The sequence below is a fragment of the Pseudomonas piscis genome (genome assembly GCF_009380155.1).
GTDB classification, from domain to species: Bacteria; Pseudomonadota; Gammaproteobacteria; order Pseudomonadales; family Pseudomonadaceae; genus Aquipseudomonas; species Aquipseudomonas piscis.
Genome location: NZ_WHUV01000001.1, coordinates 377,766 through 393,472 on the forward strand (window position 1 = coordinate 377,766; position 15,707 = coordinate 393,472).

Sequence of the window (15,707 nt, forward strand, 5' to 3'; positions counted from 1 at the left end):
CTTGGCCCTGCCCAACCCGCTCAGTGATGCTTTCCGATGCTCGAACAGTACGTAAAGAAGATCCTCACCTCGCGCGTTTATGACGTTGCCGTGGAAACCCCATTGCAGACCGCCCGCCAGCTCTCCGAGCGGCTGGGCAACCAGGTCTGGCTCAAGCGCGAAGACTTGCAGCCGGTGTTCTCGTTCAAGATCCGTGGCGCCTACAACAAGCTGACCCAGCTCACCGACGCCGAGCGCGCCCGTGGCGTGGTCACCGCATCGGCGGGCAACCATGCCCAGGGCCTGGCCCTGGCTGCCAAGGTGCTGGGGGTCAAGGCCACCATCGTGATGCCCAAGACCACTCCCGAGATCAAGGTCGAAGGCGTGCGTTCCCGTGGCGGCAAGGTAGTGCTGCATGGCGATACCTTCCCCGAGGCGCTGGCCTATTCGCTGAAACTGGTGGACGAGAAGGGCTACGTCTACATCCATCCTTATGACGATCCCCACACCATTGCCGGGCAGGGCACGGTGGCGATGGAGATCCTGCGCCAGCATCCCGGTCCGCTGGATGCGATCTTCGTACCGGTCGGTGGCGGCGGCTTGATCGCCGGCATCGCCGCTTACGTGAAGTACCTGCGTCCGGAGATCCGGGTCATCGGTGTCGAGCCGGACGATTCCAACTGCCTGCAAATGGCCATGGCCGCCGGCGAGCGGGTGGTGTTGCCGACCGTGGGCATCTTCGCCGATGGCGTGGCCGTGGCGCAGATCGGCCAGCACACCTTCGATATCTGCAAGGACCACGTCGACGAGGTGATCACCGTCAGCACCGACGAGATCTGTGCGGCAATCAAGGATATCTACGACGATACCCGCTCGATCACCGAGCCTGCCGGTGCACTCGGCGTGGCGGGGATCAAGAAGTACGTCGAGCAGCGCGGCATCACCGGGCAGACCCTGGTGGCCATCGATTCCGGCGCCAACGTCAACTTCGACCGTCTGCGCCACGTGGCCGAGCGCGCCGAGCTGGGTGAGGGTCGCGAAGCCATCATCGCCGTGACCATTCCCGAGCAGCCCGGCAGCTTCAAGGCGTTCTGCGAGGCGGTGGGCAAGCGCCAGATCACCGAATTCAACTACCGCTACAACACCGGCAGCGAGGCGCATATCTTCGTTGGCGTGCAGACCCACCCGGAAAGCGATCCGCGCAGTGCCCTGATCGCCAACCTGAGCGAGCAGGGCTTCCCGGTGATCGACCTGACCGACAACGAGCTGGCCAAGCTGCATATCCGCTACATGGTCGGCGGCCGGGCGGAGAAGGTCAGCGATGAGCTGGTGCTGCGCTTCGAGTTCCCGGAGCGTCCGGGTGCCTTGTTCAACTTCCTCAACAAACTGGGCGGGCGCTGGAACATTTCCATGTTCCACTACCGCAACCACGGCGCGGCAGATGGGCGCGTGGTCGCCGGCCTGCAGGTGCCGGCCGAGGAGCGCCACCTGGTGCCGGCGGCCCTGGAGCAGATCGGTTATCCGTACTGGGACGAAAGCGACAACCCCGCCTACCAGCTGTTCCTCGGCTGAGCGGCTACGCTGAGGATCGAGGCCTTAAGGACGCGAGAATATGGAAACGCTGACCACGCTCAAGACACTTCATGTACTGGCCACGGTGCTGCTGCTGGGCAGTGCGCTGGGCCTGGCGATCTGGGTCTGGCGCCTGCGTCGCCAGGGTGACGCGACCGTCTATAGCCGGGTACTGCACCGTCCGGGCCTGTTCGGCTGGCTGCTGCTGGCCCTGGGCCTGGTGACCCTGCCGTTCACCGGTTGGTGGCTGGTGCACCTGGTGGGCTGGCCGCTGGGGCAGACCTGGGTCCTGGGCTCCAGTGTGCTCTACACCCTCGGGGCGCTGGCCTGGCTATGGCTGATGGTGCGCCTCAATCGCCTGCGCGTGGCCAAGGCCGCCAGTGGCCTGGCCTTTACCCTGGTCCTGGCGGTCTTCAGCGCCCTGTGCTTCGTCACTATTGCCGGCCTCATGGGGGCCAAGCCGGTCTGACCCGGCTTTAAGGATCGCCATGAAGGTCGTTCTGGTGGGGGCCACGGGGTTCGTTGGCCGTCATCTGCTGGCAGCGTTGCACGCCGCCGGTCATCAATTGATCGCTACCAGTCGCCAGCCACAACCTCGGGGTTTGCCCGGGGTGCAGTGGCTGCAACTGGATCTGGATCGCCTCGGTCGTGAGCCCGGTTCGTTCGAGCTGCCGGCTGATACCGACCTGCTGATCAATGCCGCCGGGTTGCTGAGCAATGATCCCCAGGCCCTGAGCCTGACCCAGGACCTGGGCACGCGGGCGCTGTTCGACCTGGCTGCGGCCCGTGGTGCCCGGGTGCTACAGATTTCCGCGTTGGGCGCCGGCACCCAGCCCCGGGTGCCATTCCTGGCGAGCAAGGCCATGGCGGACGATTATCTGCTGGGCCTTAATATTCCGGCAGTAGTGCTGCGCCCGTCATTGGTGCTCGGTGCCGGGGGCGCCAGCAGTGGCTGGCTGGCGCGATTGTCGCCCTGGCCGCTGATTCCGCTGCTGTCCTCCCAGGCGCGGATGCAACCCCTGCATGTGGATGACTTGAGCGCCGCAGTGCTGGCGCTGCTGCGGCACTGGCCGCAAGAGTCCATGGTCTTGCCGCTGGTCGGCCCGGAGCGGATGACCATGGGGCAATTGCTCGATCGCCTGCGGGCAGCCCAGGGCTGGGCGCCAGCCCGTTACCTGCAACTGCCGGGACCGCTCCTGAGCCTGGCCGCGCTGCTGGGCGAGCGCCTGGGTTGGCGGGCCTTGAGCCGGCAAAGCTTGAGCATGGCGCGGCAGGACAACCTGGCGGACCCCGAGTTGCTGGCATCGGTCTGTGGTTATCACGCCGCGCCGTTGGCGACGCGCTTGCAGGATTGGCCCCAGGCCGGACAGACCACCCAGTGGGTGCTGAGGCCGTTGTTGTTGGCAGTGATGGTGTTGATCTGGCTGGGCACGGCGGCGGTGTGCATCGGCCCCGGCTACGACTGGGGCCTGCGGATCATGGCCGAGGCCGGGGTGCAGGGCGCCTGGGCGGTGCTGGCGGTGATCGGCGGTTCGCTCTGCGACGCAGTACTGGGCGTCGGCCTGCTGCTGCGACGCTGGCGCCGGCGGGCCATGCAGGCGCAATTGCTGCTGATGCTCGGCTACACGCTGATCATCAGCCTGATCCTGCCGCATTTCTGGTTTGACCCTTATGCCGCCGTCGCCAAGAACCTGGTGCTGATGGTGGCAACCCTTTGGCTGTTGTGGACCGAACCTCGTCGATGAGCGCTTACCTGCTGCTGAAAACCCTGCATATCCTGTCTTCCACCGTGCTCTTCGGCCTGGGTGCCGGGTCGGCCTACTACGCCTTGCGGGCCTGGCGCAGTGGCCAGGTGCAGGTGATCGCCGTGACCTTCAAGCACCTGGTGTTCGCCGACTGGGCCTTCACCGCGACCACAGCGGTGTTCCAGCCGCTGAGCGGGCTGGGTTTGATCCACTTGGCGGGGTGGTCGATCCAGCAGTCCTGGCTGATGTGGAGCCTGGGGCTCTATGTACTGGCGGGGGTGTGCTGGCTGCCGGTGGTCTGGCTGCAGATCCGGGTGCACAAGATGGCTGAACAAGCCTTGCGCGATGGGACGCCGATGCCGATGCGCGCCACTCTCTATATGCGCTGGTGGTTCGCCCTGGGCTGGCCGGCTTTCCTGGCCTTCATGGCGATCTTCTACCTGATGGTGGCCAAGCCGGCCTGAACCCCATGAGCGGCCCCGGACCGCAGTGTGGCCCGGGGCGCCGCTTCAGTCGCGCAGGCTGATTACCTGCCAGCCGCGTTGCTGGGCTTCGGCGCGCAGGTTGGGGTCAGGGTCGACGGCCACCGGGGTGGTCACCTGTTCCAGCAGCGGCAGGTCGTTCATCGAGTCGCTGTAGAAATAGCTGTCTTGCAGGTCGTGGCCGGTTTCCTCCAGCCAGCGCTGCAGGCGGGTCACCTTGCCCTCGCGAAAGCACGGGACGTCGGTGCTGCGGCCGGTGTAGCGACCGTCCTGCATCTCGCACTCGGTGGCGATCAGGGTTTCCACGCCCAGGCGCTCGGCGATCGGCGCGGTGACGAAGCGGTTAGTGGCGGTGATGATCACCAGCTTGTCGCCGGCCTCGCGGTGCCGGGCCAGCAGGGCCAGGGCCTTGGGCAGCAGGATCGGCTCGATGCAGTCGCGCATGTAGTCGCGATGCCATTGGGCGAGCACGTCCATTTCGGTGCGACCGAGGATTTCCAGGCAGAAGTTCAGGTAGGCGGCGTTGTCGAGCTTGCCGGCCAGGTAGTCCTGGTAGAACTCGTCGTTGCGGGTCTTGTAGGCCACCGGATCGAGGTGGCCCTTTTCGCACAGATAGTCGCCCCAGGCGTGGTCGCTGTCGCCGCCCAGGAGGGTGTTGTCCAAGTCGAATAAAGCCAGACGCATTGCGGTTACTCACTGAAAAGTCTTGGAAAAGGTCCTCAGAATACGGTCTTTTCACAAGAGTGCACATAAGCTTGGCAGCCTCGTTGCTGCATTCCCAAGCTTTATGGAACAATGCGGCGACATGCGTTTGCGAGGTTGTAGCCGTGATCGACCCCGATGGTTTTCGCCCCAATGTCGGGATCATTCTGACGAATGATGCCGGCCAGGTGCTATGGGCTCGCCGTATCAATCAAGATGCCTGGCAGTTTCCCCAAGGCGGCATCAACCCCGACGAGACGCCGGAAGACGCTCTTTATCGCGAGTTGAACGAAGAAGTGGGCCTGGAGCGCGAAGATGTGCAAATTCTCGCCTGCACCCGTGGCTGGTTGCGCTATCGTTTGCCGCAGCGCCTGGTAAGGACCCACAGCCAACCGCTGTGCATCGGCCAAAAGCAGAAGTGGTTTCTCTTGCGCCTGATCTCCAACGAGCAGCGGGTGCGGATGGACTTGACCGGTAAACCGGAATTCGATGGCTGGCGTTGGGTCAGTTATTGGTACCCGTTGGGCCAGGTGGTGACATTCAAGCGCGAAGTGTATCGCCGCGCTCTCAAAGAGCTTGCCCCGCGCCTTCTAGTGCGCGACTGACGACGGAGTTCGACCCCGAGCCATGCTCAATACGCTGCGCAAGATCGTCCAGGAAGTTAACTCCGCCAAGGATCTCAAGACGGCGTTGGGGATCATTGTCTTGCGCGTCAAAGAGGCCATGGGCAGCCAGGTCTGCTCGGTCTATCTGCTGGACCCGGAAACCAACCGTTTCGTGCTGATGGCCACCGAAGGCCTGAACAAGCGTTCCATCGGCAAGGTCAGCATGGCTCCCAACGAAGGCCTGGTGGGCCTGGTAGGCACCCGGGAAGAACCCCTCAACCTGGAAAACGCCGCCGATCACCCCCGCTATCGCTACTTCGCCGAGACTGGCGAGGAGCGCTACGCTTCCTTCCTCGGGGCGCCGATCATCCACCACCGGCGGGTGGTCGGGGTCCTGGTCATCCAACAGAAGGAACGCCGCCAGTTCGACGAGGGCGAAGAAGCCTTCCTGGTGACCATGAGCGCCCAGCTGGCCGGGGTTATCGCCCATGCCGAGGCCACCGGCTCGATCCGTGGCCTGGGACGCCAGGGCAAGGGCATCCAGGAAGCCAAGTTCGTCGGTGTGCCGGGTTCTCCCGGGGCCGCGGTGGGCAGTGCGGTGGTGATGTTGCCGCCGGCCGACCTGGACGTGGTGCCGGACAAGCACATCACCGATATCGACGCCGAGCTGACGCTGTTCAAGAGCGCCCTGGAAGGGGTGCGCGCCGACATGCGGGCGCTGTCGGAAAAACTCGCTACCCAGCTGCGCCCCGAAGAGCGGGCGCTGTTCGACGTCTACCTGATGATGCTCGACGACGCTTCGCTGGGCAGCGAGGTCAAGGCGGTGATCCGCACCGGGCAATGGGCCCAGGGCGCACTGCGCCAGGTGGTCAGCGATCACGTCAACCGCTTCGAACTGATGGACGACGCCTACCTGCGTGAGCGCGCATCGGACGTCAAGGACCTGGGCCGGCGGCTCCTGGCCTACCTCCAGGAGGAGCGCCAGCAGACCCTGGTCTACCCCGACAACACCATCCTGGTCAGCGAAGAGCTGACCCCAGCCATGCTCGGCGAAGTGCCCGAGGGCAAGCTGGTGGGCCTGGTCTCGGTGCTGGGGTCGGGCAACTCCCACGTGGCGATCCTGGCCCGGGCCATGGGCATCCCGACGGTGATGGGCCTGGTCGACCTGCCGTATTCCAAGGTCGACGGCATCCAGATGATCGTCGACGGCTACCATGGCGAGGTCTACACCAACCCCAGCGACGTGCTGCGCAAGCAGTTCGCCGATGTGGTGGAAGAGGAGCGGCAACTGGCCCAGGGCCTGGATGCGCTGCGCGACCAGCCATGCGTGACCCCCGATGGCCACCGCATGCCGTTGTGGGTCAACACCGGCCTGCTGGCCGACGTGGCCCGGGCGCAGAAGCGTGGCGCCGAGGGCGTGGGCCTGTACCGCACCGAAGTGCCGTTCATGATCAACCAGCGCTTCCCCAGCGAAAAGGAACAGCTGGCGATCTATCGCGAGCAGCTGGCGTCCTTCCATCCGCAACCGGTGACCATGCGCAGCCTGGACATCGGCGGCGATAAATCGCTGTCCTATTTCCCGATCAAGGAAGACAACCCGTTCCTGGGCTGGCGCGGCATCCGCGTGACCCTCGACCATCCGGAGATCTTCCTGGTGCAGGCCCGGGCCATGCTCAAGGCCAGCGAGGGCCTGAACAACCTGCGCATCCTGCTGCCGATGATCTCCGGCATCCACGAGCTGGAAGAAGCCTTGCACCTGATCCACCGGGCCTGGGGCGAGGTGCGCGACGAAGGTACCGACGTGCCGATGCCGCCGGTGGGAGTGATGATCGAAATTCCCGCGGCGGTCTACCAGACCAAGGAGCTGGCGCGCCAGGTGGACTTCCTGTCGGTGGGCTCCAACGACCTGACCCAGTACCTGCTGGCGGTGGACCGCAACAACCCGCGGGTGGCCGACCTCTACGACTATCTGCACCCGGCGGTATTGCAGGCGTTGCAGACCGTGGTCCGCGATGCCCACGCCGAAGGCAAGCCGGTGAGCATTTGTGGCGAAATGGCCGGCGACCCGGCCGCTGCGGTGCTGCTGATGGCCATGGGTTTCGACAGCCTGTCGATGAACGCCACCAACCTGCCGAAGGTGAAGTGGATGCTGCGCCAGATCAGCATGACCAAGGCCAGGGAACTGCTGGATGAGATGATGACCATCGACAACCCGCAAGTTATCCACAGTTCGTTGCAGCTGGCGCTGAAGAAGCTCGGCCTGGCGCGCATGATCAACCCCGCGTCCAACAAGACCCTCTAGTGGGCGCGCCGGTCCCTCGGGACCGGTCGCCGGCTGCGCCTCAAATCTTCAGTTCTATCTCTCCCAGGTGCCCGCCATAGGGGCCGAAACTGCGCTCGACCAGATGCCGGGAACCGTCGGCGTGGACGATCAGCGCAGTACTGGCGCGGGTGCCGTAGCTGGGGCTGGCAATGAAGACGCTCGACAGCAGGCTCTCGGTGGCCAGGCCCACGCCGGTGTCCGGCAAGTCGGCGAAAGGCGCGGTCTGCGGATCGCCCAGTAACGCCAGCAGCGCTTGGGGCTGCGGGTCGTGCAGGACTTCCCGGAGCGCCGCCTTGGCCTTGAGCAGCTTGGGCCAGGGGGTGTCGAGGCCAGCGTTGGACAGGCCATAGACACCGGCCTCCAACTGGCGCGGCTCCGCGTCCTGGGCGTTGTAGTGCCAGAGCTGCTCTGCGGTGCCCAGCAACAGGTTGAAACCAGCGTACTCCAGGGAGCGGCCCACTACGTCGCGCAGGTATTCGTCCAGGTCGATGGTGCCGGCCAGGAAGCGCGCCACCAGTTCCCCGCGGGAGCGACGTGCCGGAGGCTGGTGCGGGTTGCGGATATTGGTCAGGGCGGCGAAGCGCCCGTCGGCGCCGACCCCGAGCCAGGTGCCGCCGGCTTCAAGATCGCGCCCGGCGTGGACCTGCGGTAATTCCGGCCATTGCGCCAGGGGCAGGCTGGGCCGGGCATAGAACTCGTCGCGGTTGGCCGCGACGATCAGTGGCTGGGCATGACCCGGCCGCCAGGCAAAGACAATCAAGCACATGAAGGTGGCCCCCTGTGTGTTTCTGCCCACTTTACGCACAGAACCGGCGGGTATCCATCGTCAGCTGGTGGAGTCCCGGGCCGTGCATCCGTTACCATGCCGGACTCATTTTTGGATGCTCCCATGGAATTTCTGCTCTATCTGCTCTTGGGCGCCTGTGCGGGCGTGCTGGCCGGGCTGTTCGGCGTCGGCGGCGGAATCATCATCGTTCCGGTGCTGGTGTTCAGCTTCACCCTGCAAGGTTTCGACGCCTCGGTGCTGACCCACCTGGCGGTGGGCACCTCCCTGGCCAGCATCATCTTCACCTCCATCAACTCGGTCCGCGAACACCATCGCCGGGGCGCTGTGCGCTGGCCGATATTCGCCTGGATGACCCTGGGCATCCTCATGGGCGCCGGTTTCGGGGCGCTGACGGCGGAAGCGATTTCCGGCCCGCACCTGCAGAAGATCATCGGTGTGTTCGCCCTGGTGATCGCCATGCAAATGGCCCTGGAGCTCAAGCCCAAGGCCAGCCGCGAGGTTCCCGGCAAGTTCGGCCTGACCGCCGCCGGTGGCGTGATCGGCTGGGCGTCGGCGATCTTCGGCATCGGTGGTGGCTCGCTGACGGTGCCGTTTCTCACTTGGCGCAGCGTGCCGATGCAGCAGGCGGTGGCCACGTCCTCGGCCTGCGGTTTGCCCATCGCCCTGGCCAGTGCATTAAGTTTCATGATTCTGGGCTGGCATGATCCCCTGTTGCCGGCTCATAGTCTGGGTTTCGTCTACCTGCCTGCGTTGCTGGGCATCGCCCTGACCAGCATGGTGTTCGCCCGTATCGGCGCGCGCCTGGCCCACAAATTGTCACCGCGACTGTTGAAGCGGATGTTCGCCGCGCTGCTGTTTTGCGTCGGGGTCAGCTTCCTGTTCTGAGTCGTGACGCAATCCTGGCTTAATCCTGGCGTGACAGTTTCGCCCGGGAACCAAGTCCCAACCCTTACGAGGAGTCGTAATGCTGCCTTACCCGCAGATTGATCCGGTGGCCGTGGCCATCGGTCCGCTGAAAATCCACTGGTACGGCCTGATGTACCTGATCGGCATCGGCGGTGCCTGGTTGCTGGCGTCGCGCCGGCTGAACCGCTTCGATCCGACCTGGACCAAGGAAAAGCTCTCGGACCTGGTGTTCTGGCTGTCCATGGGCGTGATCGTCGGCGGGCGCCTGGGCTACGTGCTGTTCTACGACCTGAGTGCCTACTTGGCCAACCCGACCCTGATCTTCGAAGTATGGAAGGGCGGCATGTCGTTCCACGGCGGTTTCATCGGGGTGATGCTGGCGGCCTGGTGGTTCGGCAAGCGCAACAACAAGACCTTCTTCGAACTGATGGACTTCGTCGCACCCATGGTGCCGATCGGCCTGGGCGCCGGGCGCATCGGCAACTTCATCAACGCCGAGCTGTGGGGCAAGGCCACCGACCTGCCCTGGGCCATGGTGTTCCCGCCCTTCAGCGACCCGGCCCAGTTGCCGCGCCATCCGTCGCAGCTGTACCAGTTCGCCCTGGAAGGCGTGGCGCTGTTCCTGATCCTCTGGTTGTTCTCGCGCAAGCCGCGCCCGACTATGGCGGTCTCCGGGATGTTCGCGCTGTTCTATGGGATCTTCCGGTTCATCGTCGAATTCGTGCGGGTGCCGGATGCCCAGCTGGGCTACCTGGCATGGAACTGGCTGACCATGGGTCAGATTCTGTGCGTGCCGATGATCCTCGGTGGCCTCGGACTGATCTGGCTGGCTTATCATCGCGCTCCGGCCAAGAGCGCCGCGCAATAAATTCGAATCCCGGGACGCAGGTCCCGGGTTCAAGGATGCAGGTAACTCATGAAGCAATATCTTGATCTGGTGGCCCACGTCATCAACAACGGCACCAAGCAGGCCAATCGCACGGGTGTGAACACCATCAGCTTCCCCGGGGCGATGCTGCGCTACGACCTCAAGGAAGGCTTCCCGGCCATCACCACGCGCAAGATGGCGTTCAAGTCGGCCATCGGCGAAATGGTCGGCTTCCTGCGCGGTGTGAACAACGCCGCCGAGTTCCGTGCCCTGGGCTGCAAGGTCTGGGACCAGAACGCCAACGAAAACGCCCAGTGGCTGGCCAACCCGTTCCGCCAGGGCGAGGACGACCTGGGCGAGATCTACGGCGTGCAGTGGCGCAAGTGGCCGGCCTACAAGCAGATCAAGGTCGCCAACCAGGCTGCCATCGAGTTGGCGCTGAGCCAGGGCTACCGGCAGATCGCCGCGGGAGAGGAAGAGGGCGAGGCCTACGTGGTGCTGTACAAGGCCATCGACCAGGTGCGCCAATGCGTCGACACCATCATCAACGACCCGGGCAGCCGGCGGATCCTGTTCCATGGCTGGAACTGCGCGCAACTGGATGAAATGGCCCTGCCGCCATGCCACCTGCTGTACCAGTTCCATCCGAATGTCGAGACCCGGGAAATTTCCCTGACCCTCTACATCCGCTCCAACGACCTGGGCCTGGGTACGCCGTTCAACCTCACCGAGGGCGCGGCGCTGCTGAGCCTGATCGGCCGCCTGACCGGCTATACCCCACGTTGGTTCACCTATTTCATCGGTGATGCCCACGTCTACGAAAACCACCTGGACATGCTCAACGAACAGCTCAAGCGCAAGCCGTTCCCGATGCCCAAGCTGGTGATTTCCGACCGGGTGCCGGAGTTCGCCAAGACTGGCGTGTACCAGCCGGAGTGGCTGGAACTGATCGAGCCGAGCGACTTCTCCCTGGAAGGCTATGAGCACCATGCGCCGATGACCGCGCCCATGGCGGTCTGATCGTCCCCCGCGTCACCTGAGGCCGTGCGCTGGATATCGCCCGGCCCTGTCGCTTTTCCCTGTTGTCTTCATCGAGCCTGCCCGGAATTTGCTCCGGGCATCGCCGTGCCTGGTGGGCGACTATGCTCCTGGAACCGGCGCTCTCTTTGCCTTCTGAACGCGAGCCACCGAATGGAAGAACTCAACCGCAGCCTGTTCCTGGTCATCAATGCCAGTGCCGAAGCATCGCTGCCCATGCGCGACCTGGCGCTGTTCATGGCGCAATGGCTGGTCCTGGCCGTGCCATTGCTGCTGTTACTGTTCTGGGTTTTCGGCGACCGGCGCCAACGGATGATCGTCCTGCTGGCGACCCTGAGCATTGTTCTGGCCTTGGCCAGCAACCTGGTGATCCGCGGCCTGTGGTTCCACCCGCGGCCGTTCATGCTGGAGCTGGGGCAGAACTTCCTGGCCCATGCCCCCGGCGCGTCCTTCCCCAGCGATCACGCCAGCGGCATGTTCGCCATGGGCTTCGCGCTGCTGCTGGCGTCCCTGCGCAAGACCGGCCTGGTGATGCTGGCCCTGGCGGTGCTGGTGGGCTGGGCAAGGATCTACCTCGGAGTGCACTTCCCGCTGGATATCCTCGGTGGTTGCCTGGTGGGGCTGGGGAGTGCCTGGCTGGTGCGCCGGTACAGCGTGTGGCGGCAGCTGGACCAGCGCCTGCTGGCGCTGCTGGAAGGGATCTACCTGCGCATGCTGCCGCGGCGCCACGGCTCCTGAGAGCCGCGCGCCTGGCGGGCGGGCTCAATGACCGTGGCTGCGGCCAACGTGGGATGGCTCGGTTTCGCTGGGAACCACCGAGCCACTGACCTCCAGGCGCTGGAGGATGCCGCAAGGCTCAAGGTCCGGCTCCTCGCCGCAGCGCTGGCGCAGGTCCACCAATTGTTCCTGCAGGGCCAGAAGGCCATCGATCCGCGCCTTGACGTGGTGGATGTGCTCATCGATCAGGGCATTGACACTGGCGCACTGGTCCTGGGGGCTGTCCCGCAGGTTCAGCAGGCTGCGGATCTCCTCGAGGGTCATGTCCAGGCTGCGGCAGTTGCGGATGAAGGTCAGCCGCTCGCCATGGGCCTGGGTGTAGAGGCGGTAGTTGCCCTCACTGCGGGCCGGTTCCGGTAGCAGGCCCTCGCGCTCGTAGTAACGGATGGTCTCGACCTGGCAGTCGGTGAGTTTCGCCAATTCGCCAATCTTCATCGCCGTCGTCTCCCATTGGGTGCTTGACCCTATAGTGGCTACAGGGTGTTCACTTGGCAACAAGCACCTTTTCATATGGAAGCGACCCGATGAGCGATTCTCTCCATAACCCACGCAAGCCCGACGCCCAGCAAGCCCATGCTGGCCACGATCACGATCACGATCACAGCCATGCCCCTGCCGCCGTGGGCAAGCTGCAACCGCTCAAGCCCCACGAGCATGCCAGCCATGGCGGTTCCTGCTGTGGTTCTGCGGCTGTCGCACCATCCCGGGTGGTCCTGGGCGAGGCGTCGGGCGCCGGTGCGCGTTCGAGCAGCTTTCGCATCGAGGCCATGGATTGCCCCACCGAACAGACCCTGATCCAGAACAAGCTGGGCAAGCTGGCCGGGATCCAGGCCCTGGAGTTCAACCTGATCAACCGGGTACTGGGCGTGACCCACGACCTGCCGAACACTGCGCCGATCGTCGAGGCCATCAAGTCCCTCGGCATGCATGCCGAACCCCTGGAGGCAGGGAGCGATAGCCAGCCTGCCAGTGCGCAGCCGGTGAAGAAACCCTGGTGGCCCCTGGCGCTGTCCGGCGTCGGGGCGCTGGCTGCCGAAGTCATTCACTTCACCAGTGCCGGGCCGGATTGGCTGGTGGCGCTGGTGGCCCTGGTCTCGATCCTCAGCGGCGGGTTGGGCACCTACAAGAAGGGCTGGATCGCCCTGAAGAACCGCAACCTCAACATCAATGCGCTGATGAGCATCGCCGTGACCGGCGCGGTGCTGATCGGCCAGTGGCCAGAGGCGGCCATGGTGATGTTCCTGTTCACCGTGGCCGAGTTGATCGAGGCTCGCTCCCTGGACCGCGCGCGCAATGCCATCAGTGGCCTGATGCAGATGACTCCGGAACAGGTCACGGTGCAGCAGAACGATGGCAGCTGGCGTGAACAAGAGGCGAAAAGCGTCGAGCTGGGGGCACTGGTACGGGTGCGTCCCGGTGAGCGCATCGGCCTGGACGGCGAGGTGACCAGTGGCAGCTCCACCATCGACCAGGCACCGATCACCGGTGAAAGCCTGCCGGTGGAAAAGACCGTGGGCGACAAGGTGTTCGCCGGCACCATCAACCAGGCCGGCGCCCTGGAATACCGGGTCACCGCTGCGGCCAACAACTCGACCCTGGCGCGGATCATCCACGCCGTGGAACAGGCCCAGGGAGCACGGGCGCCGACCCAGCGCTTCGTCGATAGCTTCTCGAAGATCTATACCCCGGCGGTGTTCGCCTTCGCCCTGGCGGTGGCGCTGATTCCCCCGCTGCTCATGGGCGGCCTGTGGTTCGACTGGATCTACCGCGCCCTGGTGCTGCTGGTGGTGGCCTGCCCATGCGCCCTGGTGATCTCGACCCCGGTGAGCATCGTCAGCGGCCTGGCCGCCGCGGCGCGCAAGGGCATCCTGGTCAAGGGCGGGGTCTATCTGGAAGGTGGCTACAAGCTGGATTACCTGGCCCTGGACAAGACCGGCACCATTACCCATGGCAAGCCGGTGCAGACCGACTTCCTGCCCCTGGACCCGCTGGCCAACGACAGCGCCCCGGCCCTGGCCGCCAACCTGGCTGGCCGTTCCGATCACCCGGTGTCCCTGGCTATCGCCCAGGCGGCTGTGGATAAACAGCTGGCCATGCACCCTGTGGATAACTTCGCGGCCCTGGCCGGCCGTGGCGTACGCGGTGAAATCGACGGCCAGTTGTACCACCTGGGCAACCACCGCCTGGTGGAGGAGTTGGGCCTGTGCTCGCCAGCTTTGGAAGAAAAGCTCTTCGCCCTGGAGAAGCAAGGCAAGACCGTGGTCCTGCTGCTGGACAGCAAGGGCCCGCTGGCGCTGTTCGCGGTGGCCGATACGGTCAAGGAGTCCAGTCGCGAGGCGATTCAGCAGTTGCACGAGCTGGGCATCAAGACCCTGATGCTCACCGGCGACAACCCCCACACCGCCAAGGCCATCGCCGCCCAGGTGGGTATCGACCAGGCCCGGGGCGACCTGTTGCCCACCGACAAGCTGCAAGCCATCGAGGACCTGTATGCCCAGGGGCACCGGGTGGGCATGGTGGGTGACGGCATCAACGATGCCCCGGCCCTGGCCCGGGCGGAGATCGGCTTCGCCATGGCGGCCGCCGGCACCGATACCGCCATCGAGACTGCGGATGTTGCGCTGATGGACGACGATCTGCGCAAGATCCCGGCTTTCATCCGCCTGTCGCGCCAGACTTCGGCAGTGCTCAAGCAAAATATCGCCCTGGCCTTGGTCATCAAGGCGATCTTTCTTGGGGTAACCTTTGCCGGGTTGGCCACCATGTGGATGGCCGTGTTCGCCGACATGGGGGTCAGCCTGTTGGTGGTGTTCAACGGCCTGCGCCTGCTGCGCAAATAGGACACCGTAGCTGCAAGCAACTGAGGGGGAATCAGAGTGATGAACTCACGCGCACCGGCTTCAGCTTGCGGCTTGCCGCTGAAAGCTTGCAGCTGCGGTAAGCCGTCATGCTGAGTGCCGAGCTGAAGGCTTTCTACATGGTCGCCCGCCTGGGCAGCATCACCCAGGCGGCGAAGAAGCTCGGCCTCAGCCAGCCTACGGTGACCACCCAGATCCGCAACCTGGAAAGCCAGTACTCGGTGGAGCTGTTCTACCGTGGTGGCCGGCGCCTGAGCCTGAGCGACGAGGGCGCGCGCCTGTTGCCGATGGTCAAGGAGCTGTTGCAGAAGGAGGCCGATATCGAGTTCTTCCTGCGTAACAGCGGGCAGGTTCAGGGCACGTTGCGCATTGCCGCCACGGCGCCGTACTACATCCTCGACCTGGTGAAGACCTTCCGCCAGCACCTGCCCCAAGTGGAGGTGGCGGTGGAAATCGGCAACTCCCAGCAGGTGCTGGAGGCCCTGGAGGAATACCGCGTCGACGTGGCTGCATCCTCGCAATTGCTGGAGGACTCGCGGCTGGTGCGCCGGGTGCTGGGCAGCGATCCGCTGGTGCTGGCGGTGCATCGCAACCATCCGTTGGCGGCCCTGGAACATGTGCCGCTCAGCGCCCTGGCCGGCCATACCCTGCTGATGCGCGAGCCGGGTTCCACCACCCGCAGCCTCACTGAAGAGCTGCTCAAGAGCGCCAACGTCGGGTTTGGCCCGCTGCTGGAGATTGGCAGTCGTGAATCGATCCGCGAGGCGGTGCTGCGCAATATCGGCATCAGCATCATCGCCCGCCAGGAAGTGCCCCACGACCCGCAGCTCAAGGTGCTGACCATCGAGCATGCGCCGCAGATCGCCGAATACCTGTACTGCCTCAAGGAGCGCAAGAATGCCCGCCTGCCGGCAGCCTTCCTCGGCCTGGCCCAGGAAATGGCCGGCTGTTGAAATCACCATCCTGGCGTGGGAGCCAGGTTCTTGCCCGATGTGGGATTGGCCCAGTCTTGCTCCCTGCCCATGGAGCAACCCAAATCTGCCAATACCCCTATCGGCAACTTTT

General features: G+C 64.7%; 15 protein-coding genes. 12 read left to right on the plus strand and 3 right to left on the minus strand.

Going from position 1 to position 15,707, the window contains the following annotated elements; all coding sequences use genetic code 11:
• The first annotated feature begins 36 nt into the window (after nt 1-36).
• From ilvA to GDH07_RS01775, 4 genes are read left to right on the plus strand one after another with little or no spacing between them, the layout of a single operon-like run.
• A complete protein-coding gene (gene ilvA / locus GDH07_RS01760) occupies nt 37-1,551 on the plus strand; it encodes a threonine ammonia-lyase, biosynthetic (RefSeq protein ID WP_022641684.1) in 1,515 nt (504 codons plus the stop codon).
• Nucleotides 1,552-1,591: 40 nt separating this feature from the next.
• The gene (locus tag GDH07_RS01765; protein WP_022641683.1) at nt 1,592-2,020 is read left to right on the plus strand and encodes a DUF2269 family protein; all 429 of its coding nucleotides are present in this window, start codon (nt 1,592-1,594) and stop codon (nt 2,018-2,020) included.
• 19 nt (nt 2,021-2,039) lie between these two features.
• Nucleotides 2,040-3,296: an SDR family oxidoreductase gene (locus GDH07_RS01770; protein WP_152896559.1), complete on the plus strand. Its 1,257-nt coding sequence runs from the start codon at nt 2,040-2,042 to the stop codon at nt 3,294-3,296.
• Complete coding sequence (locus GDH07_RS01775) at nt 3,293-3,760, plus strand: DUF2269 family protein (protein ID WP_022641681.1); 468 nt, start codon at nt 3,293-3,295, stop codon at nt 3,758-3,760. Before GDH07_RS01770 ends, GDH07_RS01775 begins: the two co-directional genes overlap by 4 nt.
• Before the next feature lie 45 nt (nt 3,761-3,805).
• On the opposite strand, the gene GDH07_RS01780 is transcribed toward GDH07_RS01775, so the two are convergent.
• Nucleotides 3,806-4,462 (minus strand): histidinol-phosphatase, encoded by a 657-nt coding sequence (locus tag GDH07_RS01780; RefSeq protein ID WP_022641680.1) that lies wholly within the window; start codon nt 4,460-4,462, stop codon nt 3,806-3,808.
• Between the two features lie 143 nt (nt 4,463-4,605).
• On the opposite strand from GDH07_RS01780, the gene GDH07_RS01785 reads away from it, so the two are divergent.
• Both GDH07_RS01785 and ptsP read left to right on the plus strand, forming a co-directional pair.
• On the plus strand, nt 4,606-5,085 hold the full coding sequence (locus tag GDH07_RS01785) for an RNA pyrophosphohydrolase (RefSeq protein WP_011064073.1): 480 nt from the start codon (nt 4,606-4,608) through the stop codon (nt 5,083-5,085).
• Between the two features lie 22 nt (nt 5,086-5,107).
• On the plus strand, nt 5,108-7,387 hold the full coding sequence (gene ptsP, locus GDH07_RS01790) for a phosphoenolpyruvate--protein phosphotransferase (RefSeq protein WP_022641678.1): 2,280 nt from the start codon (nt 5,108-5,110) through the stop codon (nt 7,385-7,387).
• 40 nt (nt 7,388-7,427) lie between these two features.
• On the opposite strand, the gene GDH07_RS01795 is transcribed toward ptsP, so the two are convergent.
• Nucleotides 7,428-8,174, minus strand: a complete 747-nt coding sequence (locus GDH07_RS01795; protein ID WP_152896560.1) for an NRDE family protein — start codon at nt 8,172-8,174, stop codon at nt 7,428-7,430.
• A gap of 123 nt (nt 8,175-8,297) precedes the next feature.
• On the opposite strand from GDH07_RS01795, the gene GDH07_RS01800 reads away from it, so the two are divergent.
• The 4 genes from GDH07_RS01800 (at nt 8,298) to GDH07_RS01815 (ending at nt 11,745) form a co-directional block, all read left to right on the plus strand.
• A complete protein-coding gene (locus tag GDH07_RS01800) occupies nt 8,298-9,080 on the plus strand; it encodes a sulfite exporter TauE/SafE family protein (RefSeq protein ID WP_022641676.1) in 783 nt (260 codons plus the stop codon).
• 79 nt (nt 9,081-9,159) lie between these two features.
• On the plus strand, nt 9,160-9,969 hold the full coding sequence (gene lgt / locus GDH07_RS01805; protein ID WP_022641675.1) for a prolipoprotein diacylglyceryl transferase: 810 nt from the start codon (nt 9,160-9,162) through the stop codon (nt 9,967-9,969).
• Between the two features lie 48 nt (nt 9,970-10,017).
• Nucleotides 10,018-10,989 (plus strand): thymidylate synthase, encoded by a 972-nt coding sequence (locus tag GDH07_RS01810; protein ID WP_152896561.1) that lies wholly within the window; start codon nt 10,018-10,020, stop codon nt 10,987-10,989.
• Between the two features lie 171 nt (nt 10,990-11,160).
• Complete coding sequence (locus tag GDH07_RS01815; RefSeq protein WP_103325895.1) at nt 11,161-11,745, plus strand: undecaprenyl-diphosphatase; 585 nt, start codon at nt 11,161-11,163, stop codon at nt 11,743-11,745.
• Between the two features lie 24 nt (nt 11,746-11,769).
• Here GDH07_RS01815 and cadR read toward each other — a convergent pair whose 3' ends face one another.
• Nucleotides 11,770-12,219 (minus strand): Cd(II)/Pb(II)-responsive transcriptional regulator, encoded by a 450-nt coding sequence (cadR, locus tag GDH07_RS01820; protein ID WP_053133863.1) that lies wholly within the window; start codon nt 12,217-12,219, stop codon nt 11,770-11,772.
• A gap of 89 nt (nt 12,220-12,308) precedes the next feature.
• Here cadR and GDH07_RS01825 point away from each other — a divergent pair, with 89 nt between their 5' ends.
• Nucleotides 12,309-14,624 (plus strand): heavy metal translocating P-type ATPase, encoded by a 2,316-nt coding sequence (locus tag GDH07_RS01825; protein ID WP_152896562.1) that lies wholly within the window; start codon nt 12,309-12,311, stop codon nt 14,622-14,624.
• Between the two features lie 107 nt (nt 14,625-14,731).
• The gene (locus tag GDH07_RS01830; RefSeq protein ID WP_022641670.1) at nt 14,732-15,595 is read left to right on the plus strand and encodes a LysR family transcriptional regulator; all 864 of its coding nucleotides are present in this window, start codon (nt 14,732-14,734) and stop codon (nt 15,593-15,595) included.
• The last annotated feature ends 112 nt before the right edge of the window (nt 15,596-15,707 follow it).

Excerpts from the sequence above, each read along its gene's own strand:
- ilvA (WP_022641684.1), top strand. The coding sequence starts at position 37 with ATGCTCGAACAGTACGTAAAGAAGATCCTCACCTCGCGCGTTTATGAC.
- GDH07_RS01765 (WP_022641683.1), top strand. The coding sequence starts at position 1,592 with ATGGAAACGCTGACCACGCTCAAGACACTTCATGTACTGGCCACGGTG.
- GDH07_RS01770 (WP_152896559.1), top strand. The coding sequence starts at position 2,040 with ATGAAGGTCGTTCTGGTGGGGGCCACGGGGTTCGTTGGCCGTCATCTG.
- GDH07_RS01775 (WP_022641681.1), top strand. The coding sequence starts at position 3,293 with ATGAGCGCTTACCTGCTGCTGAAAACCCTGCATATCCTGTCTTCCACC.
- GDH07_RS01780 (WP_022641680.1), bottom strand. The coding sequence starts at position 4,462 with ATGCGTCTGGCTTTATTCGACTTGGACAACACCCTCCTGGGCGGCGAC.
- ptsP (WP_022641678.1), top strand. The coding sequence starts at position 5,108 with ATGCTCAATACGCTGCGCAAGATCGTCCAGGAAGTTAACTCCGCCAAG.
- GDH07_RS01795 (WP_152896560.1), bottom strand. The coding sequence starts at position 8,174 with ATGTGCTTGATTGTCTTTGCCTGGCGGCCGGGTCATGCCCAGCCACTG.
- GDH07_RS01800 (WP_022641676.1), top strand. The coding sequence starts at position 8,298 with ATGGAATTTCTGCTCTATCTGCTCTTGGGCGCCTGTGCGGGCGTGCTG.
- lgt (WP_022641675.1), top strand. The coding sequence starts at position 9,160 with ATGCTGCCTTACCCGCAGATTGATCCGGTGGCCGTGGCCATCGGTCCG.
- GDH07_RS01810 (WP_152896561.1), top strand. The coding sequence starts at position 10,018 with ATGAAGCAATATCTTGATCTGGTGGCCCACGTCATCAACAACGGCACC.
- GDH07_RS01815 (WP_103325895.1), top strand. The coding sequence starts at position 11,161 with ATGGAAGAACTCAACCGCAGCCTGTTCCTGGTCATCAATGCCAGTGCC.
- cadR (WP_053133863.1), bottom strand. The coding sequence starts at position 12,219 with ATGAAGATTGGCGAATTGGCGAAACTCACCGACTGCCAGGTCGAGACC.
- GDH07_RS01825 (WP_152896562.1), top strand. The coding sequence starts at position 12,309 with ATGAGCGATTCTCTCCATAACCCACGCAAGCCCGACGCCCAGCAAGCC.
- GDH07_RS01830 (WP_022641670.1), top strand. The coding sequence starts at position 14,732 with ATGCTGAGTGCCGAGCTGAAGGCTTTCTACATGGTCGCCCGCCTGGGC.